We start from the raw sequence: 24,311 nt of genomic DNA, 5'->3' as shown, positions 1-24,311 counted from the left end.
GAGACCTACCTGACGACCGTCCCGAAGCGGATGTCCGAGGAGGGCGACGAGCCGCCCATCACCTTCATCAGCCGCTCGGCCTCCTCCACGACCTCCTCCCGCTGTGACTTCGTGAGCGTGCCGAAGAGCTCGATCGTGAGGATCTCCCCCTCCTGCCGCCATACGCCCGCCAGGAATCCGTCGACGAGCAGCACGCAGTACGCCTGGTTGCCCTTCCACGTCCGGCCCTTGAGGTCGTCGGATCCCAGCCGGGAGCGGTCGGCATGCGAGAGAAACACGTTGTCGAACTCGGGAAGGAAACGCGGTGGCGCCGGAGTGTCGGCGTCCGGGCGGGGCGCGTCGGGGAGGTCGAAGAGCTCGACGCCGTTCTCGTCGCGGAAGGTGATGAGTTCGGGGCGAAGCCTTTCGAAGGCCTCGCGCAGCCGGGTCAGGCCCGCCCAGGTCTGCATGTCCTTGACGGAGGCGGGCCCGAAGGCGGCGAGGTAGCGCAGGACGGTTGCGTCAGGGGCGGGCGGCGGCTCGGACGGGCGGTCGAGCCAGTGCTCGACGGTGGTGAGCGTGACCTGGCCGCTGCGGCCCCACAGGCCACGCGGGGTGACCTGGACGAGCGGCAGCCGGCAGCGGGCGGCAACGGAGAGCGCGAACGGGTCGGCGTCCGGCCACTCGACGAGCAGCGCCTCACGCAACTGCTTCATGGTCCGCGGCTCGGCCTCCACCAGCTCCCGGCTGATCGAGGCGAGCCGGTCCAGGTCGACGCCTTGGAGCCCCTGCCGGAACTGGTGGAGTTCCCGGTCGCGCGCGGCCTGCACGAGCGGGCGCAGCGTGAGTGCGTCGTCGGCGGTGTGGGTGTGGATGGTGGAGCGCATGGTGACGAGGCGGACGACCTCGCGGTCGGCCATGAGCCGCGACAGGGCCTCGGGGGCGAAGCCGTCCAGCCGGGCGGCGAGCGCGTAGTAAGGCGGTTTGACGTTCTGCGCCTGGAGGCCGAGAAGGTGCTCGACGGCATCCTTGGCACCGAGGGCGGACCGGCGCAGGAGAAGCTGCCGGGCGAGGGTCGCGCGGTTGAGGGCGCGGGAGCCGAGCACGGGGGCCGCGGAGGTCTTCTTCGTCATGCTCCGCACGTTAGCGGGACTTGCGGACAGGTTCTGTCCTCATTTCCTGGGGAATCCGTACCTCGGGGCGGCACACGCCCGCGCCACGCACATTTGACCCGTATATCCTGCTCGGTGATCAGAGAGACGTACGTTCGACCGCATTCACCGCTTCACGCATCACACCTCACGCTTCACTTGACGACAGATGACAGACGACAGGGGAGGCAGCCGCGATGTCCGAGCGACGCGCCCGCCCGGCCTCGAAGGGCGCCAGGAAGTCCGTCTGGCGGCGCGCCCTTACCCCACCGGCCGCGCCGCCCGCCCCGCCGCCGGCCCCTCGCCCCGACCCGGCGGCGCCGGAACCCGCCGACGCCGACAGCGTCGTACAGGCGGCGCTCTACCGTGACGGCGTGCGCGTCTCGACCCCGGAGACCCTGGCCGACACCTTCCGCGAGCTGCGCAAGCAGCCGGACGGCATGGCATGGATCGGTCTTGCCCGCCCGACTGAATCCGAACTCCATTCCCTGGCCGCGGAGTTCGACCTGCACCCGCTCGCCGTCGAGGACGCGATGGAGGCGCACCAACGCCCGAAGCTGGAGCGCTACGGCGAGACGCTGTTCGTCGTGCTGAGCGCGGCGCGCTATCTGGACGCGCTGGAGGAGGTCGATTTCGGTGAACTGCACGTGTTCGTGGGCCCCGACTTCGTGATCACGGTCCGGCACGGCGCGGCACCGGACCTCTCGGCGGTGCGCCGCCGCATGGAGGACACCCCGGAGCTGCTGAAGCTCGGCCCGGAGGCCGTCCTCTACGCGATCCTCGACTCCGTGGTCGACGGCTACGTCCCGGTCGTGTTCGGCGTCCAGAACGACATCGACGAGATCGAGACCGAGGTCTTCCGCGGCGATCCCGAGGTGTCCCGCCGTATCTACGAACTCTCCCGGGAAATGGTGGAGTTCCAGCGCGCCACCCGCCCCCTGGTCGGCATGCTGCATGCCCTGATGGCCGGCTTCTCCAAGTACCGCACCGACGAGGAACTCCAGCGCTACCTCCGCGACGTCGCCGACCACGTCACCCACACCAGCGAACAGGTCGACGGCTTCCGCCAGGCCCTCACCGAAATCCTCACCGTCAACGCGACCCTCGTCACCCAGCAACAGAACGCCGAAATGCGCGCGTTGGCGGAGGCAGGCTTCGAACAGAACGAGGAGATCAAGAAGATCTCGTCCTGGGCCGCTATCCTCTTCGCCCCGACGCTGGTCGGGACGATCTACGGCATGAACTTCACGCACATGCCCGAGTTGCACTGGGTGCTTGGGTATCCCTTCGCCCTCATCCTGATGGCGGTCGTCTGCACCAGTCTGTACGTGATCTTCAAGCGGCGGGACTGGCTCTGAGTAATCGTCGCGCGCGGCACTGGCGTGACGGAGTACAGCCCGGATCGCGAGTGCCGGCGACGTGTTCGAGGCAAGCTGGGGAGAATCCGGGGAGAATGAGCCGCCCTTCGATCCAGGCGACCTGCTGCGATCGCGGCGTGGGCCTTCAAGGGCTCCGCTGCTGTGGCGCAATCCGGGAGCGCTCGTCAGCACCGAGAGTGGCGGGCTCCCGGAGAGGAACACCGAAACGGATGGGCACAGCAGGTTGCTGTGCCCATCCGTTTCGTGGGTTGTGGCACGTGGCCGTTGCGGAAGGGGTGGACCAGGGCCAGACCCGTCACCGCGGCCGGCGTCGGCGCGCAGGACGGGGTACGCGTGGGCGCATCATGAGCGCACCCTGGTGCGAATGCGGCATTCCGGCGTCTCAAGTGGAGGCGGGTAGGGCGTAGCCCGTGACGGGTGGTTCCGTCGGCACGAACAAGCGAGCGGCAGTTGAGGTCCCGGTGTGCGCCGCATCGCCGCGAGCGAATGTCTGCTTTCCGGACGTGTCGCCTCTTTGGGGATCCTGCCTCCGGCCGAGGCGACCGATGCCCGATGATGGGCGGGCCATGACCACGCTCAGCACACTCCGTACGCCGTCGCGCCGCGCGCCGCTTCCCGTTCTGCGGGCGGCCGTGTTCGCGGTCGTCGGGACGGTGCTCGGGGTGAGCGCGCACCATCTGATCGCCGAGGGGCCTGCGCCGTGGCGGCCGGGCGCGCTGGCAGTTCTTGTGCTCTTCGGCGTCGGTCTCGTCGGCACGCGGCGCCCCCGCTCCCTGACCGCGGTCGTGGTGACGTGCGGGGCGGCGCAGGCGGGGCTGCATCTGTGGCTGATGACGGCGCACGTGGAGGAGACCACGGTGCCCATGGCCATGCCCGGCCACATGCACCACGCCTTCGACGACCATCAGGCATGGCACGAGCGCCTGCACGACTCGCTGGCCATGACGGCCGTACACGTTGTCGCGGCCGTGCTCGTCGCCGTACTGCTGCACCGCGCGGACACCGTGTGCTGGTCGCTGGCGCGCGGTCTGACGACGGCGGTCGAGGCCGCGCGGGCCCGGATCGCCACGGTCCGGGCACTGCTCGCGGACCGCCCGCCCCTGGCGGATGCGGAGCCGCCGCCGTGCGCCCTCACATGGCTGGAACGGCCACCTCCCGAGGGGGCGGTGCTCGCGGACGTGGTGGTACGGAGAGGTCCTCCCCAGGCGGGGCTCACTCTCGCCAACTGACCACGCCCGGGCGGGCGCTCCGAGGAACGCCGCCCTGTATTCCCCCTGCCTGGAGACACCCATGTTCCGTGCCATCAGCAAGCACCGCACCACACGCCGTCTGACCCTCGCGTCGGCCGCGACCACCGCCCTGGTCCTCCTCACCGCCGTTCCGGCCGCCGCCCATGTGGAGGTCGAGTCGGAGAAGGCGCAGGCCCTCGCCGAGAACGTCGAGGTCTCCTTCGACGCCGAGTCGGAGTCGGACACCGCCGGGATCACGGAGATCCGCGTGGTTCTGCCCGAGGGCATCGCGCCTGCCGACGTGACCTACGGCGAAGGCCCCGAGGGCTGGAAGTTCACCGCGAGCGACGACGGTTACACCGTCGAGGGCCCTGCGGTGAAGGCCGGCGTGAACGCCGAGTACTCGATCGTCGTCAAGCAGCTCCCCGACGCCAAGGAACTGGCGTTCAAGACGCTGCAGACCTACAGCGACGGTCGTACCGACCGCTGGATCGAGCTGGAAGAGAACGGCGAGAACCCCGCACCGGTCCTGACGCTGAAGGCGGCGGCACCGGGCGCGACACCGATCAGCCCGTCCCCCAGCGAGACCGCTTCGGCCTCGCCCTCCGCCTCGCCGATCCCCGTGGAGACCACGCCCTCGGCCTCCCCCGCCGCCCAGGCCGAGGAGAAGGACGACAGCGGGCTGTCCGCCGGCGTCTGGGCCGGGATCGTCGCCGCGGTCCTCGTCGTGGTCGGCGGTGCCTTCTACTTCGTACGCCGCCGGGGTGCCACCGCGTCCGAGTGATCTGTTCGTCATGACCTGCTGCCCGGCCGGCTTTCAGACCGCTGAGAGTCGGCCGGGCGCCTTTCGAGCACCGCGCGCACTTCCCGGACGGCTTCTTCGCCCTCCTGGGACCGCGATACCTGACGGCCTACAGGCGCACCTACCTGACAAGCCCTCACGCACAGGCGTACATCGCCGAGGCCGACGGCGAACCGGTCGGCTTCCTGCTCGGTGTGGCCGATCCGGCCGCGCACTCGTCGGGAACCGGTGGGCACTGTCGGCGAGCCCGCGCTCGGCGATGGAGGCCGCCCGTGACCGGCTCGGCGGCACGATCGAGGAGTCCGACTCGTACGGCGCCTCCCCCTCGGCCGCCTGAACCCGCCCCGGTCAGTCGTGCGGAGCCTGGCCGCTGACCCGGTGGTCCGCGTGGCTGAGCGCTTCCATCACCAGCCGGCGCAAGTGCCCATCGCGCAGGCGGTAGTGGATGTGCCGTCCCTCACGGCGGGTCTCCACCAGGCCGGCGAGACGCAGCTTGGCCAAGTGCTGGCTCACCGCGGTCCGTGACGCCTCGCACCGCTCGGCCAGCGAGCCGACGTCCGACTCCCCCTGCGCCAGCAGCCACAGCAGATGAAGCCGCGTCACGTCGGAGAGCATCGTGAACACTTCGGTGGCTTCGGCCAGGCGCGCGCTGTCCGGGGCACGCAGATGCGCATCAGGTGCAGATGGCAAGGACTCGCGAGCAGGCATGAGGACAGGGTAGTGGCCGGAACGTGACGGTGAGGCTCCACGTGACCGACAGATACGCATGAACACATGTGCGCAGTTGCGCACCTATGCGTATAGTGGAGTCCGCCGCTCCCGTCCGCCGCGCCGAGGACCCGAGGACGTCCCCGCATGCTCTCCGTACTGCGCAACAGCGCCTACCGCCACCTCTTCACCGCCCAGGTCATCGCCCTGGTCGGCACCGGCCTGGCCACGGTCGCGCTCGGCCTGCTGGCCTACGACATCGCGGGTGCCAATGCCGGCTCGGTGCTCGGCACGGCTCTCGCGATCAAGATGGTGGCGTACGTCGCCATCGCCCCGGCCGTCGGTGCGATCGCCTACCGGCTGCCGCGCCGGGCGCTGATGGTCGGCGCGGATCTGATCCGGGCGACCGTGGCCCTGTCCCTGCCGTTCGTGGACCAGATCTGGCAGATCTACGTCCTGATCTTCCTGCTCCAGTCGGCGTCGGCCGCGTTCACCCCGACCTTCCAGGCCGTCATCCCCGACGTCCTGCCCGCCGAACGCGACTACACCCAGGCTCTGTCGCTCTCCCGCCTCGCCTACGACCTGGAGAGCCTGTTCAGCCCGGCACTGGCAGCCGCACTGCTCTCCCTGGTTACCTACAATTGGCTGTTTCTGGGCACAGTGGCGGGCTTCCTGGCCTCCGCCGCCCTGGTGGTCTCCGCGGTAGTGCCCAAGCCTGCCGCGGCATCCGAACCACGCACCGGCAGCGCGTACGCCAAAGCCACCGCCGGAACCCGCCTCTTCTTCGCCACCCCACGACTGCGCGCACTCCTCGCGCTCAACCTCGCCGTGGCGGCTGCGAGCGCGACGGTCACCGTCAACACCGTGGTGTACGTCCGCGACCAGCTGGACCGCAGCGCCGCCGACGTACCACTGGCCCTGGGCGCCTACGGCGGCGGCTCGATGCTCGTGGCCCTGCTGCTTCCCCGCGTACTCGACCGCGCCTCCGACCGCACCGTGATGCTCCGCGGCGCCCTGCTGCTCACCCTTGTCTTCGCCGGGCTCAGCGCCGTCACGGTTGCCGGCAGCGGCGGCTGGCGCTGGCCCGCCCTGCTGCTCACCTGGGCCGCCTTCGGCGCCGCCTGTTCCATGGTGCTCACCCCGACCGGCCGCCTGATCCGCCGCTCGGCACCACCCCAAGAGCGCTCCTCCGCCTTCGCCGCCCAGTTCTCCCTCTCCCACAGCTGCTGGCTGCTGACCTACCCCCTGGCCGGCTGGCTCGGGGCGACGGCAGGCCTGGAATCGGCGGTGGCGGCACTTGGAGCGACAGCCCTGGGCGCAGGGCTGCTCGCGGTACGGCTGTGGCCGGAGAAGGAGGCGGTCGAGCACGAGCACACCGGCCTGCACGAGGGTCATCCGCACCTCGCGGGCGCCCAGCGGGTGCACAACGGCTGGCGGCACAGGCATGGCGAACTCACCGACGCCTTGCACGTGCACCCGTGACGGTGGAGACCGCGCTCAACCCTCCAGAACCCGCCGCACCCGCCGGGACGGCCCGAACTCGTACAGATCCAGGATCTCGGGCGGATCGGCGAGGCCGGGGCCGCCGGAGCGTACCCACTCGGCGATGTCGGCCGTCGCGTCCGGGTCGTTGACCAGCCCCAGCCAGACCGGTCGGCCGCCCGCGGCCCGCCCCTCGGGCGAGGGCTGCACGACGATGACGTTGGCCTGCTCGCACGCGTCCAGGCAGTTCACCGCCCGGACCTGGGCGACTGCCCCCAACTCCGCCTTCAACCGTGCGAGTTGGGCGGCGTGGTCGATGCCGGGGACCTTGGCCGTGCCGCAGCAGCAGCCCCGGCACACGGTGACCGTGCACCGGGGCGCGGCCTGGGCGGGAGTCCTGCGGCGGCTCACTCGGCAGCCCGCCGCCAGGCCGACTCGCGCAACAGCCGCAGGCCGTTGAGGCCGACGATGACGGTGGAACCCTCGTGGCCGGCGACGCCGAGCGGCAGCGGCAGGTGGCCTGCCAGGTCCCAGACGACCAGGGCGGCGATGAAGACTCCGGCGATGACGAGGTTCTGCACGACGAGCTCCCGTGCCCGGCGGGACAGGGCGATCACGGCGGGCACGGTGGCGAGTTCATCGCGGACGATCACCACGTCGGCGGTCTCCAGGGCCAGGTCGGAGCCCGCCCGGCCCATGGCCACACCGGTGTGGGCGGCGGCCAGCGCCGGGGCGTCGTTGACGCCGTCACCGACGACCATCACCCTGCGCCCGCCGTCCTCCAGTTCCCGAACCGCGTGCACCTTGTGCTCGGGCAACAGCCCGGCCCGTACGTCTTCGATGCCGACCTCGGCGGCGAGACGGGCGGCGGCGCGGGGGTTGTCGCCGGTCAACAGGAGGGGCGCGGTCCCGGTGAGGGAGGCGAGAGAGGCCACGGTCTCCCGCGCGTCCGGTCGGAGCCTGTCGGCGATGCCGAGCACACCGGCCGGAACACCGTCGAGGGTGATCAGCACGGCGGTCCGGCCGTCCTCCTCCAACTCGCCGGCGAGCATCGCCGCGCGGGCGGAGGCGGCGTCGGTGGTCTCGCGCAGCAGCCGGGCCGGGGCACCGACGGCGACCGCGTGCCCGTCGACGGTGGCCGTCACGCCGACGCCGGGCGTCGAGTCGAAGCCCTCCGCCGGGGCGAGGACGAGCCCGCGTTCGCGCGCCGCGGCCGCCACGGCCCTGGCCAGCGGGTGCTCGCTCGGGTTCTCCGCCGCCGCCGCGAGGGTCAGCAACTCGCCCTCGTCCAGTCCGGATCCGGGGAACGGCCGGATGTCGGTGACCCGCGGTGTGCCCTCGGTCAGGGTGCCGGTCTTGTCCAGCGCCACCGCGTCGACCTGCCCTAGCCGTTCCATCACCACGGCCGACTTGACCAGCACGCCGTGGCGGCCGGCGTTGGCGATGGCCGACAGCAGCGGCGGCATGGTCGCCAGCACCACCGCGCAGGGCGAGGCCACGATCATGAAGGTCATCGCCCGCAGCAGCGAGCCCGTGAGGTCCGCGCCGAAGGCGAGCGGTACGAGGAACACGGCCAGGGTCGCGGCCACCATGCCCAGCGAGTAGCGCTGTTCGACCTTCTCGATGAACAACTGGGTCGGCGCCTTGGTCTCTGACGCCTCCTCAACCATGCGCACGATCCGTGCGATCACCGTGTCGGAGGCGTCCCGCTCGACCCGTACCCGAAGCGCACCGGTGCCATTGAGGGTGCCGGCGAAGACCTCGTCGCCCATCTCCTTGGTCACGGGGAGGGGTTCACCGGTGATGGTGGCCTGGTCGACGTCGCTCGCCCCGTCGAGGACGCGGCCGTCGGCGCCGATGCGTTCACCGGGGCGTACGAGGATCGTGTCGCCGACGGACAGGTCCTCGACGGCGACGGTCGTCTCGCTGCCGTCGTCCGCGACGCGGGTGGCGGTCGCGGGTGCCAGGTCGAGCAGGCCGCGCACCGAGTCGGCGGTGCGGGCGGTGGCCAGCGCCTCCAGGGCGCCCGAGGTCGCGAAGATCACGATCAGCAGGGCGCCGTCCATGACCTGGCCGATCGCGGCGGCCCCCAGCGCGGCGACGATCATCAGGAGGTCGACGTCGAGTGTCTTCTCCCTGAGCGCCTGCAGACCGGCCCAGCCGGGTTCCCAGCCGCCGGTCACGTACGACAGCGCGTACAGCGGGCCCCACGCCCAGGCCGCAGCGCCGGTCAGTTGGAGGGGCAGCGCGAGCAGGAAGAAGACGGTGGCGATGGCCGCCCAGCGCGCCTCGGGCAGGGCGAGGAGGCGGGTGCGGCGCCCGGAGGAATCGCTCCGGCGCGGGGACGCGGCCCGGTCGGCCGCGGGCGGGGCGAGGGTGGAGGTCATCGGAGCGGCAGTCCTTCCCGACGGCATGACGAGGTAACGGCAGCCAGGGACTCCGGCGCCGCTCACTCCACCGTACAGGACCACATGAAGACCCATTCATACGTTCATGGACGTCTCTCCGTAGGATGTGGGCCATGGGCCACGGAGCTGACGCCAAGACCACCGCCACCGCGCGCGAGCGCCTGGAGGCCGTGGGCGCTGCCGACGTGGCCGCCACCCTCCAGGCTCTGGCGACTCCGTCCCGGCTGCGAATCCTGGCCCGCCTCCAGGAGGGCCCCTGCGCGGCCACCGAACTCGCCGACGCCGTCGGCATGGAGCAGTCCGCCTGCTCCCACCAGCTGCGCCTGCTGCGCAACCTCGGCCTCGTGACCGGCGAGCGCCGGGGCCGCTCGATCATCTACGCCTTGTACGACAACCACGTGGCCGAACTCCTGGAACAGGCCCTCTACCACGTCGAGCACCTGCGCCTGGGCCTGCGCGACGCCGCCTCGGCCACGGCGGCCGTGACCGAGGCGCACTGAATCCGCCGACGAGGACCGATCACCCCTGCACAGGTACGGGTACCGGTTTCGGCGTCAGATGCCCGGCACGGTGCAACCACGCCACCGACCCCGCGCAGAACATCCCGGTGGCGGTGAGCGCCGCCCACGGCAGCCACCGCACCCCGGTGTCGAACAACGCCCCCACGGCCAAGTTCCCGAGGGAGATCGCGATGCCGGAGGCCGTGTCGTAGGCGCCGTAGTGCGTGGCCACCAGCCGGTCGCCGGAGAGCCGGACGACGGTGTCCATCTCGAACGGGTAGAGCAGCGCCCCGCCCCAGGCCAGCAGTGCCGCGCACAGCGTCAGAGCACCGACCCCGGCCACCACGCCGTACGACTGGGTCAGCAGCGGCAGGAAGGCCGCACCCATCACCACCAGCCCGTACACGATGGCGCGCGGGCCGGACAGGGTCCGTTTCGCCCACGCGGTCAGCTTCAGCCGGCCCGACAGCGCGGCCGGCGCGGAGACGGCGAAGACCGCGCCGGTGACCAACCCGGCCTGCTCGCCGAAGAGTTCGCGGGCGCGGAGCACCGCGAGGGCGTGTGGAGCCGTACCCGGCCGTCGTACAGAACGACCCGTGGCCGGGCGGCGGCCGGTGCCGGCCGAACAGCTCCAACAGCACGGCTGATCCGACTCCAAAGCGCCGTTCCCCAGATCGCCACTCGTCGTGGCTGTTGCCCGCCACCAGGCAAGCATGGACCCACCCCCGGCCCGCGCCTTCGACCGAGACCGTCGCTGGGGAGAATCCGGGGAGTACGGGCGGCGCTGGGGAGCGCCGTCGTCGCTGGTACTCCAGCTGTAGATCGCGATCTTGCTTGGCCTCTGACTGAAGGTCTTGGCCGTTCGTCAGGAGAGTTTGGCGGTGTGTCAGCAGCTTCCGGTGACAGTCGCTCCGTCGGCCGCGCGGCAGACATGCAGGTCGCGGCACAGACTCGCCCTTGGCGGCGAGCGGGGCACCTGTCACCATCAAGCCGTGGTCAACCTTTCGAAGATCGTGAGGCAGGCAGACGCCCTCCTCGACCTGATGGGCCTGGCGGTCGGCTCGTTGCTGTTGGTGGTGGGCATCGAGACGTACCGCGACGGTGGATCGGTGGGCTGGCCCATAGCCGGATCAGTGCTGTTCCTGATCAACCTCTGGGTTGCCGGGCGTCGATTCGCCCGGCGCAGGAGGCCAACTCCATCGCCGTAGCGACTTCTCGGCATTTCCCGCCCGCTGCCGCCCGATCGGGCACCTAGGGGACACTGGGCGGCTGCCTGGGACGGTCAACGGTCGAGATCACTTACCGCAGGACATTGCTGGTAGGGGTCGGCGAACCGGTCTACGTGCTCGCGGTCTCCCGCACCCACCACGTGCGAACCGGGTCTGTGTGCGGGATGCGATGTCGTAGCCAGTCGCATGTGGCGTATCCGGTCCAGCGGGTGGCTTTGCTGATGCTGGTGTCGGTGAAGTCGGCGAGGACGGACGCCGGTAGGTCTGTAGCCGGCGCGAGTTGCTTGGTCTTGGGGCGTCGGCGAACGGGGCTGCTGCGTACCCGCCTGGCCGGACGGCCTCATCGAGCAACGTCCTGAGGGCGGGCGGGCGTTCAGTGCGCCGTGTGCTCCGACCGGCTCGGCGCCGGACAGGAACCCGCCTGCGCCAAGGCCCGCCCGAACGAGCCCGTGCAGTTCGGCCCGCTGGACGAGCTGCGCGAACGAGCGGCTTTTGCGCGTGGGCCAGTTGCACGCGAGGGCGTGGACGGCCCGTGGCGGTGTGGTCATGAGCCCGATGACAAGGTCTGCGACGACAGCGACCCAGTTGTGGGCGACTTGGGCTATTCGAGTTATATCTGATGACCTTCGCGGTGTCTCAACGCATCCTTTGCCGTTTTATGGCATTCATTACGTGTCTGGCCCATAAGTACGACAATCATCCCGACTTGAAGGAGTCCAGCATGGTCATGTCCTCTTCCCTCCGCTCCCGTGGCCTCCGTGGGGGTGCCGCGGTGGCCGCCGTGGTCGCCGGCGCCACCCTCGCCGGCTCGGGAGCTGCCTACGCCGCTCCCGGTGACAGCGGCGCCATCGACATCCGCTCGGTCGACTGGCACTCGCGCGGCGGCGACGGGGTCGAGGTCTGCGAGTTCACCCTCGCCGCGAGCAACTTCGAGTCGTTGCCGGCGGTCGCCTGGACGATCACTGCGCAGCCCCCGACCATGCCACCCGGCGACACCTTGCAGAGCACGCTGCCGCTGATCAACGGGTCGGCGGAGAGCGCGAAGTACCGGCTCCCGCAGGGCACGTACCAGCTGGTGTGGATCACCCCTGCGGGCCCCAAGCTGAAGAGGTTCTCGGTCGACTGCCACCGCCAGGAGAACCAGCGCCGCGGCCCCGCGGAGATCGGCCCGGGCAAGGAACACCACAAGCCCATCGGTGCGGTGCCGGCAGGTGGCGGAGGCGTCCCGGACCTGGAGAACGTCAGCTCCCAGAGCGACTCGAACTCCGGGACCGTCGCCGCCCTGACCGCCGGCGGGATCGCCATCTCCGCGATGATCGTGATCCGTCGAGCCGCGCGCCGCCGTGCCCGCCACGAGGCATAGCCAACGCCGACGGCGACGGCAACGGGGGCCCAGTCGTGCGTGCCGTCTGTCGATGACGCTGTGTGCGACCTTCTCGCTGGTGACCGGCATCGTCTGGGCGGTTTCGGACTCCTCCGACGGGTCTCCGGTCACCGCCGCCCGCGCCGGTGACGCCGCGGGCGGCGGTGACGCACCGCCCCAACAGGCCCCGCACACACCCCTGGCGCGCTCCCGGCCGCTGAAGATCACCATTCCCGCCATCTTCATCGAGGCCCCGGTCACCGGCCTCGACCTCGACGACAAGGGCCGGTTGGGCGCTCCACCACTGAGCAGGCCGAAAGAGGTGGGGTGGTTCCGCAACGGCCCGTCACCCGGCGAGGCGGGAACCTCCCTGATCGTCGGTCATCGCGACACCAGGACCGGACCGGCGATCTTCCTCAATCTCAACACCCTGCACCGAGGTGACACGGTGAAGGTCACCCGGGCCGACCGGGCAACCGCCATCTTCACCGTCGACGAAGTGAAGAAGTACGCGAAGGACAAGTTCCCCGACGACAAGGTGTACGGCACGACCAACCGTCCCGAACTTCGACTACTGACGTGCGGCGGAACCTTCGACAAGAAGCACGGCTACTCGGCCAACGTCGTCGTCTTCGCCCACTTGACCTCGCTCAAGAAGCAGACAGCCTGACCACGGACAGCGATGCGGAAACGGCCGGCACCTCAACGGCGAGGTGACCGGCCCGCCCGCGTGTCCGCGTGGGCGGGCCGCGGACACGGTGCAGCGTCTGGACCGAGAGGGGCTCGGCGCGTCCCGACGTTCAGGACGCCGTGGCCGCGGCCGCCGCTCGGCCCGCCTGGCGGCCGGAGAAGAGGCAGCCACCCAGGAAGGTGCCTTCCAGAGAGCGGTATCCGTGGACTCCGCCGCCGCCGAATCCGGCGACCTCGCCGGCCGCGTACAGACCGGGAACGGGGGCGCCGGTGGCGTCCAGGACCCGGCCGGAGAGGTCGGTCTGCAGGCCGCCCAGGGTTTTGCGGGTGAGGATGTTGAGCCGTACGGCGATCAGGGGTCCGGCGTCGGGGTCCAGGATCTTGTGGGCCGCCGCGGTGCGGCTGAGCGAGTCACCTGGGTAGGCAAGGGCGTTGCGGATTCCCATGACCTGAATGTCCTTGGTGTACGGGTTGTCGATCTCCCGGTCCCGCGCGTCGATCTGCCGTTGGAGATCGGCCAGGTCGATGAGGCCCTCGCCGGTCAACTTGTTCATCCCACGGACCAGTTCGGAGAGCGTTGAGGCGACGACGAAGTCGACGCCGTTCTTCTTGAACCGCTCGATCGGCTCGGGAGTCTGCCAGATGCGCGAGAGCAGCATCAGGATGTCCTTGTTCGTGAGGTCCGGGTTCTGCTCGGAGCCGGACAGCGCGAACTCCTTCGCGATGATCTTCTGCGTCGTGACGAACCAGGAGTAGTCGTAGCCGGTGGCCGTGATCGACTTGAGGGTGTGGAGGGTGTCGTAGCCGGGGAGGTCGGGGGCCGAGAAGCGCTTGCCGGTGGCGTCGAACCACAGCGACGACGGCCCCGGCAGGATGCGGATGCCGTGGTTGGCCCAGATCGGGTCGTAGTTCCGCAGGCCCTCGGTGTAGTGCCACATCCGGTCGGGGTTCACGATCCGCCCGCCCGCCCGCTCGGTGATCGCGAGCATCCGGCCGTCCACGTACGCCGGCACACCGGTGATCATGGACTTGGGCGGGGTACCGAGCCGGGCCGGCCAGTTCTGCCGTACGAGGTCGTGGTTGGCGCCGATGCCGCCGGAGGTGACGATCACGACCGGGGCACTGAGCTCGAAGTCTCCGACCACCGTGCGGGAGCTGGCCTTGCCGCGCGCGGCGGAGCTCGGCTCAAGTACCGCCCCGCGTACGCCGGTCACGACGCCGCCTGTCGTGACGACCTCGTCGACTCGGTGACGGAACTTGAACGTCACCTTCCCGGCCGCGACCGCCGCCCGTACCTTCTTCTCGAACGGCTCGACCACGGCAGGACCGGTACCCCAGGTCACGTGGAAGCGGGGCACCGAGTTGCCGTGCCCGTCCGCGAGGCCGCCGCCCCGCTCGGCCCAGCCGACGATCGGGAACCAGCGCACCCCCAACTCGTACAGCCAGGACCGCTTCTCCCCCGCGGCGAAGTCCACATACGCCTCGGCCCACTTGTGGGCCCAGTAGTCCTGGCCGCCCGGGTCGGTGACGCCTCGGTCGAAGCCTGCCGTGCCGAGCCAGTCCTGCCAGGCCAGTTCGCGGGAGTCCTTCACGCCCATCAGCCGCTGTTCCTCGGAGTCGACCAGGAAAAGGCCGCCGAAGGACCAGAACGCCTGCCCGCCCAGATTGCTCTCCGGCTCCTGGTCGAGGAGCAGTACCCTGCGTCCCGCGGCAGCCAGTTCCGCCGTCGCGACGAGACCGGCGAGGCCGCCGCCGACGACGATCGCGTCCGCGGCGGAGGCCTCGGCCGCGAAGGCCGATGACGCGTTCGCCGTCAGGGCGGCACCGGCGAGCACGCCTCCCGCCACGGTCAGGGCGTGCCGGCGGCTGACGCCCGACGGCGTCGCTGAGTTCTCCATGGGCTGCCTTCCAGAAGAGATGCGCGGGGCATGGCGACGCGGAGGGTGTTACTGCGACAGCTGTCCTGTTACCTTCGGTAGCTCTCAGGAAATCAGTCGATGACAGCGGTGTGGTAGGAGCCCAACTCCAATGCTCCTCCGCTTTGTTGTGGTCCGGTGACAGACCTGGACGGGGAGGGGGATCGTGAACGTCGCCGACGAGCACGACTCGGTGGCCGGGATCCTGCGGAGCATGGTCGTGGACGTGGACGTGTGCGGTGCCCTCGTCGAAGCGGCGAGAGACCGCTCCCCCGAACTGGCCCGGCTCGCCGAGGCGGAGACCCGCTCGCACGTCACCGCCATGATCCACGCGGCCGACACCTGGTTCGACACCTTCGAGCGGGTCGAGGAACAGGATTTCACCGCCGCCCTGCTGCTCGGCGCCGACCGCGCGGGCCAGGGCATCCCGATGACCGCCGTACTGCAGGGCCTCCAGGCGGCGTTCACGCGCACCACGGAGATCATGGTCGACCGCTGCCGGTCCGACGGGGTGTCCGACGGCGCACTGCTCACGATGGTCATGCGCCTGAAGGAGTACGGGGACGCGGTCGAGCGTCATGTGATCAACGGATACCGTGCGGCTGAGCGGGGCACTGCGCACGAGCCGCTCGGTGCCCCGACCCGGATCCTGCGGCAGTTACTGGTCGGCGGTGTCACCCCGTCCGCCGAGGAACTGGTGCGGGCGGGCATCCGCCCCGGGGGCCAACACCACTGCCTTGTCCGGGACATGGGTGATTCCGCGCGCACGCGTCCGCCGATGAGCCGGCTCGCCGTGCCGCGTGGGACCTTCGGGCTGGTCGAAGGGCGGCTTGTCGGCCTGTGTCCCCGCACGCCCACACGCGAGGAGATCGAGGCGACCGCCCTTGTCGTCGTCTCCCCGGCCGCTCCCCTGAACGAGCTCCGCCCGCTCTACCGGCTGTGTGTACGGGCGGTGGACATCGGCCGCCGACAGGGCCGACGCGGACTGTACGACCTCACCGACTTCGCCGCCGAGATCGCCCTGGCGGACCAGCCACTACTGGGCTCCGTGCTGAGCGCTCGATTCCTGAACGGGCTCGACCAGTCGGACGCCTTTCACCGCCAACTCGCGCTCACCGCACTGACTTTCCTCGACAACGGCCGCCGCCTGGACCAGACCGCGACAGTCCTGTTCACCCATCCCAACACCGTCCGCTACCGGCTCGGCCGGCTCCAGCAGATCACCGGCGAATCACTGACCGACGCCCCGGCGGAGAGTCGCTCCGGGCCACTGAGCACGCTGCACTGGTGGTGGGCCCTCACCACCTGGCTACGGCCCGCCGGGGATTCCCCGGGCCGGTGAGCAGCTCCGGTCCACCTGGCGTGGCCGTCGCAGCGCCGGGGGCGGCGGAGTGTGAAGGTGTCCACGACTAGGACCTGTCCGGCCGATCACGGTGGAGGAAAGCAGCGGCGCCCCTATCGGTCCCGGTGAGCGGGGTGTGGTGCGTGCAGCTGCAAGGCGGAGGAGGGCGACGACGCGATGGGGGTCCCCCCCGCTCGAGCGCAGCCGAGAGTGGGGGAGTCGGCAACCGACGACAACGCCGCAGATGGGGTCCATCGGTATGACACCCCGGCAGGTCACGGCGATGATGGTGACCTCGATGGCCGCACTCGGTGCCATCGGCTCACTGCTCGGCATCCCGTTGGGCATCGCGGGCCACCACCTCGTGGTGCCACGCATGGCGGACGCGGTGTCCATCTCCCTGCCCTCGTACATGACGGACGTCTGGCAGGCCCCGGCGCTGGCCGGTACGGCCCTGGTCGGCCTCGCCATCGCGGTCCTGGGCGCGTTCGTCCCGGCCCGGAGTGCGGCGCGGCTGACGATCGCCCAGGTGCTGCGCAGCGAGTGAGCTCCCGGGCGGTCCACCGGCTGCACATCAGAAGGGAAGCCTGAGGATGGCAATCAGAGGGGAAGCCTGATGGTGAATGCCGTCGCCCCCGGGCGGCTGGTCAGTTCGACCGTGCCGCCGTGCGCCCGCACCAGGGACAGTGCGACCGCCAGGCCCAGGCCGCTGCCGCCCCGGTCGCGGGTGCGGGCCTTGTCGACGCGGTAGAAGCGGTCGAAGACCCGTTCCTGGTCGTCGGCGGGGATGCCCGGGCCCGAGTCGGCGACCCGCACCACCGCCGCGCCGGCGGAGACGGAGACGGAGACGGACACCTTCGTGCCGACCGGGGTGTGCACCGCGGAGTTGGTGAGGAGATTGTCGAGTACCTGGCGGATACGCAGGGGGTCGAGGCGCAGCCGGACCGGGTCGGGGCCCGTTGTCAGGGTCAGCTCGTGGTCGGGGTGGCCGGCGCGGAAGGCGTCGGCCGCCTCGCGAGCCAGCTCCGCCAGGTCCGCGTCGACCAGGCGGAGCGGGGCCTCGACCTCGCCGGCGTCCAGGCGGGCGAGCAGCAGCAGGTCGTCCAGGAGCATGCCCATCCTGGCGGCCTCGGCGCGCAGGCGGGCCAGGTGTTTGTCGCGTTCCTCGGGCTCGTTGGCGGCCGCGTACTGGAAGAGGTCCGCGTAGCCGCGTACCGACATCAGGGGGGTGCGCAGCTCGTGCGAGGCGTCGGCGACGAAGCGCCGCAGCCGCTGTTCGGCCTCGGTGCGGACGGCGAGGGAGTCGTCGATGTGTTCCAGCATGGTGTTGAACGCGGTGCGCAGTTCCTCGACCTCGGGGCCGCCGTTGCCGCGGTCGGCGCGGACCGGCAGCCGGGCCGACTCGGTGAAGTCGTGCGAGGTGATGCCGCGGGCCGTGTGCGCCATGTCGCTGAGCGGTTTCAGGCCGCGCCGCAGCGCCGCCCGGCCGATCACGACGAGTGCGAGCAGCGCGAGCGCGAACGCGACGACCTGGACCGTCACCAGCCGTTGCATGGTGTTGTCGATGTCCTTCATGGGCGCCGCGGTGACCAGGACCACCCCGGGTTCGACGGCGCAGGCGCGCAGCTGGTACTTGCCCTCGCCCTTGATGTCGGCGGTACGGACGAGGTCGTCGGAACCCGAGTCGGCCAGCGCCTGGGCGGTGGCGGCGAGTGCGGCGTCGTCCGCGGGCGCGTCGGCGGGCCGACGGATCACGGCCGTGTCGCCCGAGACCTGGTACGAGGCCGTGTACCAGCCCCAGTACGGCTCGCCGTGCATGCTGTCGTCTTCCTTGACCTGCTCGGTCTGGGTGAGCTGGACGAGCTGCATCTGCTCGGTCAGCTGGCGTTCCAGGTAGTCCCGCATGGACATCGTCAGCGCCGTGCCCACGACGGCGAACGCCACCAGCGACAGCACGCCCAGGCCCAGGGCCAGCCGGGTGCCGAGGCGCATCCCGCGGTATGCCTCCCGGAACCGGCGGATCACTCGGCGACCTGCCGCACCACGTATCCGACGCCCCGAACGGTGTGGATCAGCGGTTCGCCGGCCTCGCCGAAGCCGTCGAGCTTGCGGCGCAGGCGGCTGACGACCAGCTCGACGACGTTGGAGCGGCCGCCGAAGCCGTACTCCCAGACGTGGTCGAGGATCTGCGCCTTGGTGAGGACGGTGGGTGACTTGCGCATCAGGTAGCGGAGCACCTCGTACTCGGTGGGGGTGAGCGTGAGGAGTTTCTCGTCGCGCCGCACCTCGCGGGTGTCCTCGTCCATCGTCAGGTCGGCCACCCTGAGCACGGAACGCTGGAACCCGGGCCCGGCGGCGCGGCGCAGCACGGTCCGCAGCCGCGCCATGAGTTCCTCCACGGCGAACGGCTTGACCAGGTAGTCGTCGCCGCCCCGGGTGAGGCCCGCGACCCGGTCGGCCACGCCGTCGCGCGCGGTCAGGAACACGACGGGCACCATCGTGCCGGACCGGCGCAGCCGGTCCAGGACGCCGAAGCCGTCGAGGCCGGGCAGCATCAGGTCGAGGACCACGATGTCCGGACGGAACTCGGCGGCGCGGCTCAGCGCCTCTTCGCCCGTATTGGCGGTGACGGCCTCCCACCCCTCGTAACGGGCGACCGTCGCGACCAGGTCGGCGATGGGCGGATCGTCGTCCACAACGAGAAGTCGTACTTTTTCCACGTGCCCATAGTGCTTCACCTGCCTCCGTACGCCATCCCCGCGGGCTCGCCGGACGCGTATCGGTAAGAACTTGAAAGTTGATCGACAGGTGAACGACAGCTCCCACCCGGCAGGCTCGGTGTCCCCGGACCCGAACGAGGAGCTCCCGTCCGTGACGACTCTCGAACGTCTCCAACCGCCCCCCACGGCGGTACGTCCCAAGGTGGTGGCCCGCGCGGGCCTGTACATCCTGCTGGCCGTGAACGTGGTCGTGGTGGCCGTCTTCTTCCTCCAGTCCCCGCGCGACTCGAACGCCCTGATCCTCCTGGGGCGGCTGGCCGGGCTGTACGGGGCGCTCCTGATGGCCTTCCAGCTGCTGCTGGTCGCCCGACTGCCGTGGCTGGACCGGCGGATCGGCATGGACCGGCTGACGTCCTGGCACCGCTGGGTCGGCTTCGGCCTGCTGTGGACGCTGCTCGGGCACGCCGTCTTCATCACTTTCGGCTACGCCGAGTCCTCGTCGATGGGCCCGGTGGACCAAGTGGTCAACCTGGCCGAGACCGTGGAGGGTGTGCTGCGGGCGATCGTCGCGCTGGTGCTGATCATGGTCATAGGCGCGGTGTCGGCGCGGTACGCCCGGCGCCGGCTGGCCTACGAGACCTGGCACTTCATCCACCTCTACACGTACGTGGCGGTGGTCCTGGCGTTCACGCACCAGGTCGGGGTCGGTACGACGTTCACCACCTCGTCGGCGGCCACGGCGTACTGGTGGGGCATGTGGGGCACGGCGCTCGGGGCGGTGTTCCTGGGCCGGCTGGTGCTCCCGCTCTGGCGGAACCTGCGCCACCAGCTACGGGTCTCCGCGGTCGTCCCCGAGTCCGACAACGTCGTGTCGATCTACATGACGGGGCGTGACCTGGACCAACTGCCCGCGCGGGCAGGCCAGTTCTTCCTCTGGCGGTTCCTGACCAGAGACCGGTGGTGGCAAGCCAACCCGTTCTCCCTGTCGGCGGCCCCGGACGGCCGGACGCTGCGGCTGACCGCGAAGACGGCCGGCGCCGGCACCGCCGCCCTGCGGCACGTGAAGGTCGGCACCCGGGTCTTCGCCGAGGGCCCCTACGGCGCCTTCACCACGATGCACCGCACGCGGCCGGACACCCTGCTGATCGCCGGCGGGGTGGGCATCACCCCGATGCGGGCGCTGCTTGAGGAACTGGAAGGCCACGTGGTGCTCGTCTACCGGGTCGCCAAGGACCAGGACGCCGTCCTCTACGACGAGCTGCGCGACCTCGCCCACGCGAAGGGCGCGGTGCTGCACCTGATCACCGGACCGCCTGTACCGGACCGGCTGGCGCCGCCGGAGCTGGTCAGGCTCGTGCCCGACATCGCTGACCGGGACGTCTACGTGTGCGGTCCGCCCGGCATGACCGGCGCCGTCCTGCGCACCCTGCGTGAGCTGGGCGTGCCCAGACCGCAGATCCATTCCGAGCGCTTCAGCCTGGCTGGATGAGGGGAACACCGTGAAGCGAGTACTGTCCGTCGTCGCCCTGTCCGTCCTGGGCCTGATCACGGTGTGGCGTTACGAACCGGGCGCCGATACGACGTCCAGCACCACGGTCGCCGAGCCGGCCGCCCCTGCGCCCTCGTCGTCGTCCCCCTCGTTGCCCCCTTCCTCGGGTTCCTCGCCGTCCGCGTCGGCCGCCGCCACGCAGGTCGTGCAGGGCAGCACCGTCGCCACCGAGAAGGGCGACGTGCAGGTCGAGGTGACCTTCGAGGGCGACACGATCGCCTCCGTACGGATGCTGGTGCAGCCGAACCACCCGCAGACCACGGCCGCCGTGCCCGTACTGATCCAGGAGACCCTTCAGGCGCAGAGCGCCGACATCGACTCCGTGTCCGGCGCCACCATCACCAGCGACGGCTACAGGGAGTCCCTCCAGGCCGCCCTCGACGCGAAGGGCGCCTGAGGTGCGGCGAGTCGAGCAGGTGATGGGGTTCCCGGTGTCGCTGCGGATCGACGACGGTGACGCCTGCGACGAGACCGCGGACGCGGTGTTCGCATGGCTGCGCGAGGTCGACGCGCGGTTCAGCCCCTTCAGGCCCGACAGCGAGGTGTCCCGGCTGGACCGGGGCGAGCTGGAACCCCATGAGCTCAGCCCCGATCTGGTCGAGGTCCTCGACCTGTGCGAGGACTACCGGGTCGCGACTCTCGGCGCCTTCCAGGTGCGGCTGCCGGGCCGCGGTCTTGATCCCTGCGCGATGGTGAAGGGCTGGTCGGTGCAGCGGGCCGCGGATCTGCTGGCGGCGCGCGGGGCGACGAGGTTCTGCCTGAACGCCGGTGGCGACGTGGCCTCGGTGGGCGGCCCGTGGCGGGTGGGCGTGCGGCACCCCGAGCAGGCCGACCGGCTGTGCACGGTGCTGGAGATCAGCGACGGTGCGGTGGCGACGTCCGCGCGGTACGAACGCGGGGACCACATCGTCGACGGGCGCACCGGCCGTCCGGCGACCGGACTGCTCAGCATGACCGTCGTGGCCGCCTCACTGACCGAGGCGGACGCCACGGCGACCGCCGCGTTCGCGATGGGTGCGGAGGGCATCGAGTGGGCCGCCGCGCGAGAGGGCTGCGAGGTGTTCGCGGTCGACGCCGAGCACCGGGTCTTCCGTACGCCGGGTCTGCCTGTCGCCGCCTGACCTTCGGTACGACGACGAGGGCTCCCCCCGGCGTGTGGGGAGCCCTCGTCGTCGTACGGCTACCGCTTCTCCTGTGCGCGGCGATGGACGAACCAGCCGCCCGCCGTGAGCAACAGCCGCGCCCCAACTGCCAACAATCGGCATAGAGAATTCGCGTCGCGTTCCGCTGCCTACGATCACCCCGTGGCCTTTTTCCTGCTGGAGCGCGCGTCTCCCTATTCCGTCGACCAGTCCTGGCGACGCCTCACCGACTGGCAGCGGCACGCGGACGCGGTCCCACTGACCCGCGTCACCGTGCTCACGCCGCCCCCGACCCACGAGGGCACCGTGTTCGTGGCGCGGTCGGGGCTCGGCCCCGTGGCCTTCGACGACCCGATGGAGGTGGTCGTGTGGCAGCCCCCGCGGGACGGCCTCGGGGGCATGTGCCGGCTGGTCAAGCGCGGCACGTTCGTGACGGGGTGGGCCGAGATCGAGGTGCATCCGGAGAGCGACGAGGCTTCTCGGGTGGTGTGGCGGGAGGAGATCAGCGTGCGGTGGTTGCCGGGGTTCTTGGACCGGGGGCTGGCGCGCGCGGGGCGGTGGATGTTCGGGCGGGCGGCCGAGAGACTGCTGCGGCGGCCCTGACCGCGGCGGGCGGCAGGACCCGCACCGTGGCCGACCGGCCTTCCCGGACCACGCGCCACAGGCGCCGCGCCTCGGGGCGCACACCGTCCACGCAGTCCGGGTACGCCGACGCGTGCTCGAAGTACCTCTGGTACGCCATCTGATGCCGGACGAACTCCTTGGTGCCGGTAACCGGCCCTCAGGTGGCCACGTCCGCCGCCGCGCCGCCACCCAACCCCGCTCACGGCAGCTCCCCCCGGCTTCGGGCGTTGGCGAGGGCAACGCCCGCCGATAGCCTCTCCGCCGCCGTGGCGTGTCGCAGGAGGCCGTGCGCGTCCCACTCTCTCCCGCCGCCGAGCGGCTTGAGCTGCCAGTACGGGCCGACGCGGTCCACGACCCGGCCGACCTTGCACGTCGTCTCGTCCCATACGAGATCACCGATCTCCGGTGTGTATCCGCTCATACGCACCCCCGGATCACGTCGGCCGGGCCGCAGCACGACATCCACGCCCACCCGGCCGAGAGCGGTCAGGTTCAGTGAAGGCGGCCCCACATCCGCCCCCAGCGACGGCAGCACGATCCCCGCCGCCGTCATTGCTTCCCGCAGAGTCTCGACCGCCGTTGTGACATCCGTGGTGTTCGGCCCTTGCTGCGCTGTTGCCATGAACTCAGCCTCGGTGAGCTCCAGTTGAGAGGTCCGCACGAATGCTCGGTCACAGCTCTGGACGGCATGCCGGGCTCGCTACAACTGGGCTGGGGTCCGGGCCGGAACGTCAGCGCAGAATCGGCGGGTTGGCGAACCGCACCAGTTCCAGGGCCTGTTCGGCGAACCAGTTCCCCGCTGCGGGGTCGATCATCCCGCGCTCCGGGTCCTCGGGGCCCGGTGTGCCGCGCAGGCACAGGCCGTCCGACTCCCCCGGTGTCTTGATCCAGAGGCGGGCGTCCTGCAAGGGGTCGCCGGTGCGCAGGGTCGGGCGGGCGCCCAGGCCGCGGTTCGGTGGGTTGCACCAGTCCTGCGGGTCCGGGTATTTGCCGGCGGGTGGCGTCCAGGGGCCCTGTCCGTTGCGGCTGGAGTCCGTGACGAAGTGCTTCATCCGGGACGCGGGAACGTGCACATGGGAGTCGAGCCAGGCCTGCGCGTCGGCCCGCGGCCACCACTGGTGGGGGCACGCGGTGGCGTCGCCGCCTGCGTCGACGTACGCGAGGCAGGAGGAAATCAGCTTGCCGTACCAGGAGTTGGCGTCGTCGGTGTTGTAGTTCGAGGCGTTCGTGTAGAAGCCGGCGGCGTGCGCGACTCCGCCCCTGATCAGGCGCGGCACAATGGAGTTGACGGTGTGCCAGCCGGGGTGGCCGGTGTCCAGGTACACGCGCGTTCCTGGCAGCGGCTCCAGCACGGAGACCGCGTAGTTGACCTCCGTGTACCGGGCCGCTGTCTTCGTGCCCTGCGCGTCGTCCTGGCCGCAGTCGGCGGGGAGGAGGGCGAGGGAGTCGGGTTCGAGGGTGACCAGGGCCTCGCGGTCCCCTATCCCACGCGCCACCGCGTCGATCCACTCCTTGTACTCCGCCGTGTTGGAGGCCCCGCCTCCCGAGTAGTTGGAGCAGTCGCGCCCCGGGACGTTGTACAGCGCGAACACCGGGATCGCGCCCTCCCGGTCCGCGTCCCGCGTCACCCCCCGGATCAGCCGTTCCACCTGGGCCGGCGTCTGGTCGCCGTACCAGACGGCCTGCGGGGTGTTCACCATCGCCACGATGCCCGCGGCCTCGCGGAGTCGGCCCGCGCGGGCCAGGTCCAACGCCTGGCGGTAGGACGCCGGGTTGGCGTCGGGGACGTACAGCGAGGGCACGTGCGCGGAAGGTACATACGGAGAGGGGACGCGATCGGCGGCGTCCGCTGCCTGTGTCTCCGCTGGTGCGAGGGCGAGGGCCGCCAGTCCGAGCGACAGGGCGGCAAGCCACGTCGAGGCATGTCTCATCTGGGTTCACTCCTGATTCGCAACGGTCACCGAGGACTTGCGGGAGCGCTCCCACAGCAGCGTGCTGGAGCAGCATGCTCGCGTCAATACGCGGCGCGGAGATTACGCGCGTACGGATGAGGGGCCGGGCCCACCGCGTTCCGCGAGGGCCCGGCCCCTCATCCATT

Annotated in this window: 24 protein-coding genes; 14 read left to right on the top strand and 10 right to left on the bottom strand. The window is 70.7% G+C overall.

All coding sequences use genetic code 11. The features are described 5' to 3' along the window. Window positions 1-5: 5 nt before the first annotated feature. Complete coding sequence (locus ACFYPC_RS03960; RefSeq protein WP_388670326.1) at window positions 6-1,112, bottom strand: winged helix DNA-binding domain-containing protein; 1,107 nt, start codon at window positions 1,110-1,112, stop codon at window positions 6-8. 215 nt (window positions 1,113-1,327) lie between these two features. Between ACFYPC_RS03960 and ACFYPC_RS03955 the strand changes: the two genes are divergently transcribed. From ACFYPC_RS03955 to ACFYPC_RS03945, 3 genes are all read left to right on the top strand, one after another. Further along, complete coding sequence (locus ACFYPC_RS03955; protein WP_388670324.1) at window positions 1,328-2,488, top strand: magnesium and cobalt transport protein CorA; 1,161 nt, start codon at window positions 1,328-1,330, stop codon at window positions 2,486-2,488. A gap of 587 nt (window positions 2,489-3,075) precedes the next feature. Continuing rightward, window positions 3,076-3,738 (top strand): hypothetical protein, encoded by a 663-nt coding sequence (locus ACFYPC_RS03950; protein WP_388670321.1) that lies wholly within the window; start codon window positions 3,076-3,078, stop codon window positions 3,736-3,738. 61 nt (window positions 3,739-3,799) lie between these two features. Continuing rightward, a complete protein-coding gene (locus ACFYPC_RS03945; RefSeq protein WP_388670318.1) occupies window positions 3,800-4,522 on the top strand; it encodes a DUF1775 domain-containing protein in 723 nt (240 codons plus the stop codon). A gap of 366 nt (window positions 4,523-4,888) precedes the next feature. On the opposite strand, the gene ACFYPC_RS03940 is transcribed toward ACFYPC_RS03945, so the two are convergent. Continuing rightward, complete coding sequence (locus tag ACFYPC_RS03940; RefSeq protein ID WP_388670315.1) at window positions 4,889-5,248, bottom strand: ArsR/SmtB family transcription factor; 360 nt, start codon at window positions 5,246-5,248, stop codon at window positions 4,889-4,891. A gap of 147 nt (window positions 5,249-5,395) precedes the next feature. On the opposite strand from ACFYPC_RS03940, the gene ACFYPC_RS03935 reads away from it, so the two are divergent. Further along, entirely contained in the window at window positions 5,396-6,730 is a 1,335-nt protein-coding gene (locus ACFYPC_RS03935) for an MFS transporter (RefSeq protein ID WP_388670312.1), read from the top strand. A 15-nt stretch (window positions 6,731-6,745) separates the two neighbouring features. On the opposite strand, the gene ACFYPC_RS03930 is transcribed toward ACFYPC_RS03935, so the two are convergent. Both ACFYPC_RS03930 and ACFYPC_RS03925 read right to left on the bottom strand, forming a co-directional pair. Further along, window positions 6,746-7,141: a (2Fe-2S) ferredoxin domain-containing protein gene (locus tag ACFYPC_RS03930; protein ID WP_388670309.1), complete on the bottom strand. Its 396-nt coding sequence runs from the start codon at window positions 7,139-7,141 to the stop codon at window positions 6,746-6,748. After that, entirely contained in the window at window positions 7,138-9,117 is a 1,980-nt protein-coding gene (locus tag ACFYPC_RS03925; RefSeq protein ID WP_388670306.1) for a heavy metal translocating P-type ATPase, read from the bottom strand. Before ACFYPC_RS03925 ends, ACFYPC_RS03930 begins: the two co-directional genes overlap by 4 nt. A gap of 134 nt (window positions 9,118-9,251) precedes the next feature. Between ACFYPC_RS03925 and ACFYPC_RS03920 the strand changes: the two genes are divergently transcribed. Next, window positions 9,252-9,638, top strand: coding sequence for an ArsR/SmtB family transcription factor (locus tag ACFYPC_RS03920; protein ID WP_388670303.1), 387 nt, complete (start codon window positions 9,252-9,254; stop codon window positions 9,636-9,638). 19 nt (window positions 9,639-9,657) lie between these two features. On the opposite strand, the gene ACFYPC_RS03915 is transcribed toward ACFYPC_RS03920, so the two are convergent. Further along, a complete protein-coding gene (locus tag ACFYPC_RS03915; RefSeq protein ID WP_388670300.1) occupies window positions 9,658-10,188 on the bottom strand; it encodes a hypothetical protein in 531 nt (176 codons plus the stop codon). A gap of 442 nt (window positions 10,189-10,630) precedes the next feature. On the opposite strand from ACFYPC_RS03915, the gene ACFYPC_RS03910 reads away from it, so the two are divergent. From ACFYPC_RS03910 to ACFYPC_RS03900, 3 genes are all read left to right on the top strand, one after another. After that, window positions 10,631-10,846 (top strand): hypothetical protein, encoded by a 216-nt coding sequence (locus tag ACFYPC_RS03910; protein ID WP_388670297.1) that lies wholly within the window; start codon window positions 10,631-10,633, stop codon window positions 10,844-10,846. Between the two features lie 742 nt (window positions 10,847-11,588). Beyond that, entirely contained in the window at window positions 11,589-12,230 is a 642-nt protein-coding gene (locus ACFYPC_RS03905; protein WP_388670294.1) for a hypothetical protein, read from the top strand. Between the two features lie 52 nt (window positions 12,231-12,282). Next, on the top strand, window positions 12,283-12,900 hold the full coding sequence (locus tag ACFYPC_RS03900; RefSeq protein ID WP_388670291.1) for a class F sortase: 618 nt from the start codon (window positions 12,283-12,285) through the stop codon (window positions 12,898-12,900). 130 nt (window positions 12,901-13,030) lie between these two features. Here ACFYPC_RS03900 and ACFYPC_RS03895 read toward each other — a convergent pair whose 3' ends face one another. Continuing rightward, window positions 13,031-14,818, bottom strand: coding sequence for an FAD-binding dehydrogenase (locus ACFYPC_RS03895; RefSeq protein WP_388670288.1), 1,788 nt, complete (start codon window positions 14,816-14,818; stop codon window positions 13,031-13,033). Window positions 14,819-15,002: 184 nt separating this feature from the next. On the opposite strand from ACFYPC_RS03895, the gene ACFYPC_RS03890 reads away from it, so the two are divergent. Both ACFYPC_RS03890 and ACFYPC_RS03885 read left to right on the top strand, forming a co-directional pair. Beyond that, window positions 15,003-16,178 (top strand): PucR family transcriptional regulator, encoded by a 1,176-nt coding sequence (locus ACFYPC_RS03890; protein WP_388670285.1) that lies wholly within the window; start codon window positions 15,003-15,005, stop codon window positions 16,176-16,178. A gap of 259 nt (window positions 16,179-16,437) precedes the next feature. Next, window positions 16,438-16,725 (top strand): FtsX-like permease family protein, encoded by a 288-nt coding sequence (locus ACFYPC_RS03885; RefSeq protein WP_388670282.1) that lies wholly within the window; start codon window positions 16,438-16,440, stop codon window positions 16,723-16,725. Between the two features lie 53 nt (window positions 16,726-16,778). Here ACFYPC_RS03885 and ACFYPC_RS03880 read toward each other — a convergent pair whose 3' ends face one another. Continuing rightward, window positions 16,779-18,203: an ATP-binding protein gene (locus ACFYPC_RS03880; RefSeq protein ID WP_388670279.1), complete on the bottom strand. Its 1,425-nt coding sequence runs from the start codon at window positions 18,201-18,203 to the stop codon at window positions 16,779-16,781. Then, window positions 18,200-18,898, bottom strand: coding sequence for a response regulator transcription factor (locus ACFYPC_RS03875; RefSeq protein ID WP_388670276.1), 699 nt, complete (start codon window positions 18,896-18,898; stop codon window positions 18,200-18,202). Before ACFYPC_RS03875 ends, ACFYPC_RS03880 begins: the two co-directional genes overlap by 4 nt. Before the next feature lie 151 nt (window positions 18,899-19,049). Here ACFYPC_RS03875 and ACFYPC_RS03870 point away from each other — a divergent pair, with 151 nt between their 5' ends. The 4 genes from ACFYPC_RS03870 to ACFYPC_RS03855 all read left to right on the top strand — a co-directional run bounded on the left by ACFYPC_RS03870 (window position 19,050) and on the right by ACFYPC_RS03855 (window position 22,192). Further along, entirely contained in the window at window positions 19,050-20,387 is a 1,338-nt protein-coding gene (locus tag ACFYPC_RS03870; RefSeq protein WP_388670273.1) for a ferric reductase-like transmembrane domain-containing protein, read from the top strand. Window positions 20,388-20,397: 10 nt separating this feature from the next. Continuing rightward, window positions 20,398-20,844, top strand: coding sequence for an FMN-binding protein (locus tag ACFYPC_RS03865; RefSeq protein ID WP_388670270.1), 447 nt, complete (start codon window positions 20,398-20,400; stop codon window positions 20,842-20,844). 1 nt (window position 20,845) lies between these two features. Next, window positions 20,846-21,568 carry an FAD:protein FMN transferase gene (locus ACFYPC_RS03860; RefSeq protein ID WP_388670267.1) on the top strand — a complete coding sequence of 241 codons (723 nt, stop codon included), beginning with the start codon at window positions 20,846-20,848 and terminating at the stop codon, window positions 21,566-21,568. A 183-nt stretch (window positions 21,569-21,751) separates the two neighbouring features. Then, the gene (locus tag ACFYPC_RS03855; protein ID WP_388670264.1) at window positions 21,752-22,192 is read left to right on the top strand and encodes an SRPBCC family protein; all 441 of its coding nucleotides are present in this window, start codon (window positions 21,752-21,754) and stop codon (window positions 22,190-22,192) included. Window positions 22,193-22,412: 220 nt separating this feature from the next. Here the strand turns inward: ACFYPC_RS03855 and ACFYPC_RS03850 are convergent, their stop codons facing one another. Together ACFYPC_RS03850 and ACFYPC_RS03845 are read right to left on the bottom strand one after the other, a co-directional pair. Then, window positions 22,413-22,835: a hypothetical protein gene (locus ACFYPC_RS03850; RefSeq protein ID WP_388670261.1), complete on the bottom strand. Its 423-nt coding sequence runs from the start codon at window positions 22,833-22,835 to the stop codon at window positions 22,413-22,415. Window positions 22,836-22,944: 109 nt separating this feature from the next. Then, complete coding sequence (locus tag ACFYPC_RS03845; RefSeq protein WP_388670258.1) at window positions 22,945-24,144, bottom strand: glycoside hydrolase family 6 protein; 1,200 nt, start codon at window positions 24,142-24,144, stop codon at window positions 22,945-22,947. Window positions 24,145-24,311 lie beyond the last annotated feature (167 nt).

The organism is Streptomyces sp. NPDC005808, from assembly GCF_042871385.1.
Taxonomy (GTDB): Bacteria; Actinomycetota; Actinomycetes; order Streptomycetales; family Streptomycetaceae; genus Streptomyces.
Note: the sequence above shows the minus strand (reverse complement) of the source record. Positions and strands in the feature narration are given on the sequence as shown.

Coding starts and splice junctions, on each gene's coding strand:
- ACFYPC_RS03960 (WP_388670326.1), bottom strand. CDS start 1,112: ATGACGAAGAAGACCTCCGCGGCCCCCGTGCTCGGCTCCCGCGCCCTC.
- ACFYPC_RS03955 (WP_388670324.1), top strand. CDS start 1,328: ATGTCCGAGCGACGCGCCCGCCCGGCCTCGAAGGGCGCCAGGAAGTCC.
- ACFYPC_RS03950 (WP_388670321.1), top strand. CDS start 3,076: ATGACCACGCTCAGCACACTCCGTACGCCGTCGCGCCGCGCGCCGCTT.
- ACFYPC_RS03945 (WP_388670318.1), top strand. CDS start 3,800: ATGTTCCGTGCCATCAGCAAGCACCGCACCACACGCCGTCTGACCCTC.
- ACFYPC_RS03940 (WP_388670315.1), bottom strand. CDS start 5,248: ATGCCTGCTCGCGAGTCCTTGCCATCTGCACCTGATGCGCATCTGCGT.
- ACFYPC_RS03935 (WP_388670312.1), top strand. CDS start 5,396: ATGCTCTCCGTACTGCGCAACAGCGCCTACCGCCACCTCTTCACCGCC.
- ACFYPC_RS03925 (WP_388670306.1), bottom strand. CDS start 9,117: ATGACCTCCACCCTCGCCCCGCCCGCGGCCGACCGGGCCGCGTCCCCG.
- ACFYPC_RS03920 (WP_388670303.1), top strand. CDS start 9,252: ATGGGCCACGGAGCTGACGCCAAGACCACCGCCACCGCGCGCGAGCGC.
- ACFYPC_RS03905 (WP_388670294.1), top strand. CDS start 11,589: ATGGTCATGTCCTCTTCCCTCCGCTCCCGTGGCCTCCGTGGGGGTGCC.
- ACFYPC_RS03900 (WP_388670291.1), top strand. CDS start 12,283: ATGACGCTGTGTGCGACCTTCTCGCTGGTGACCGGCATCGTCTGGGCG.
- ACFYPC_RS03895 (WP_388670288.1), bottom strand. CDS start 14,818: ATGGAGAACTCAGCGACGCCGTCGGGCGTCAGCCGCCGGCACGCCCTG.
- ACFYPC_RS03885 (WP_388670282.1), top strand. CDS start 16,438: ATGACACCCCGGCAGGTCACGGCGATGATGGTGACCTCGATGGCCGCA.
- ACFYPC_RS03850 (WP_388670261.1), bottom strand. CDS start 22,835: ATGGCAACAGCGCAGCAAGGGCCGAACACCACGGATGTCACAACGGCG.
- ACFYPC_RS03845 (WP_388670258.1), bottom strand. CDS start 24,144: ATGAGACATGCCTCGACGTGGCTTGCCGCCCTGTCGCTCGGACTGGCG.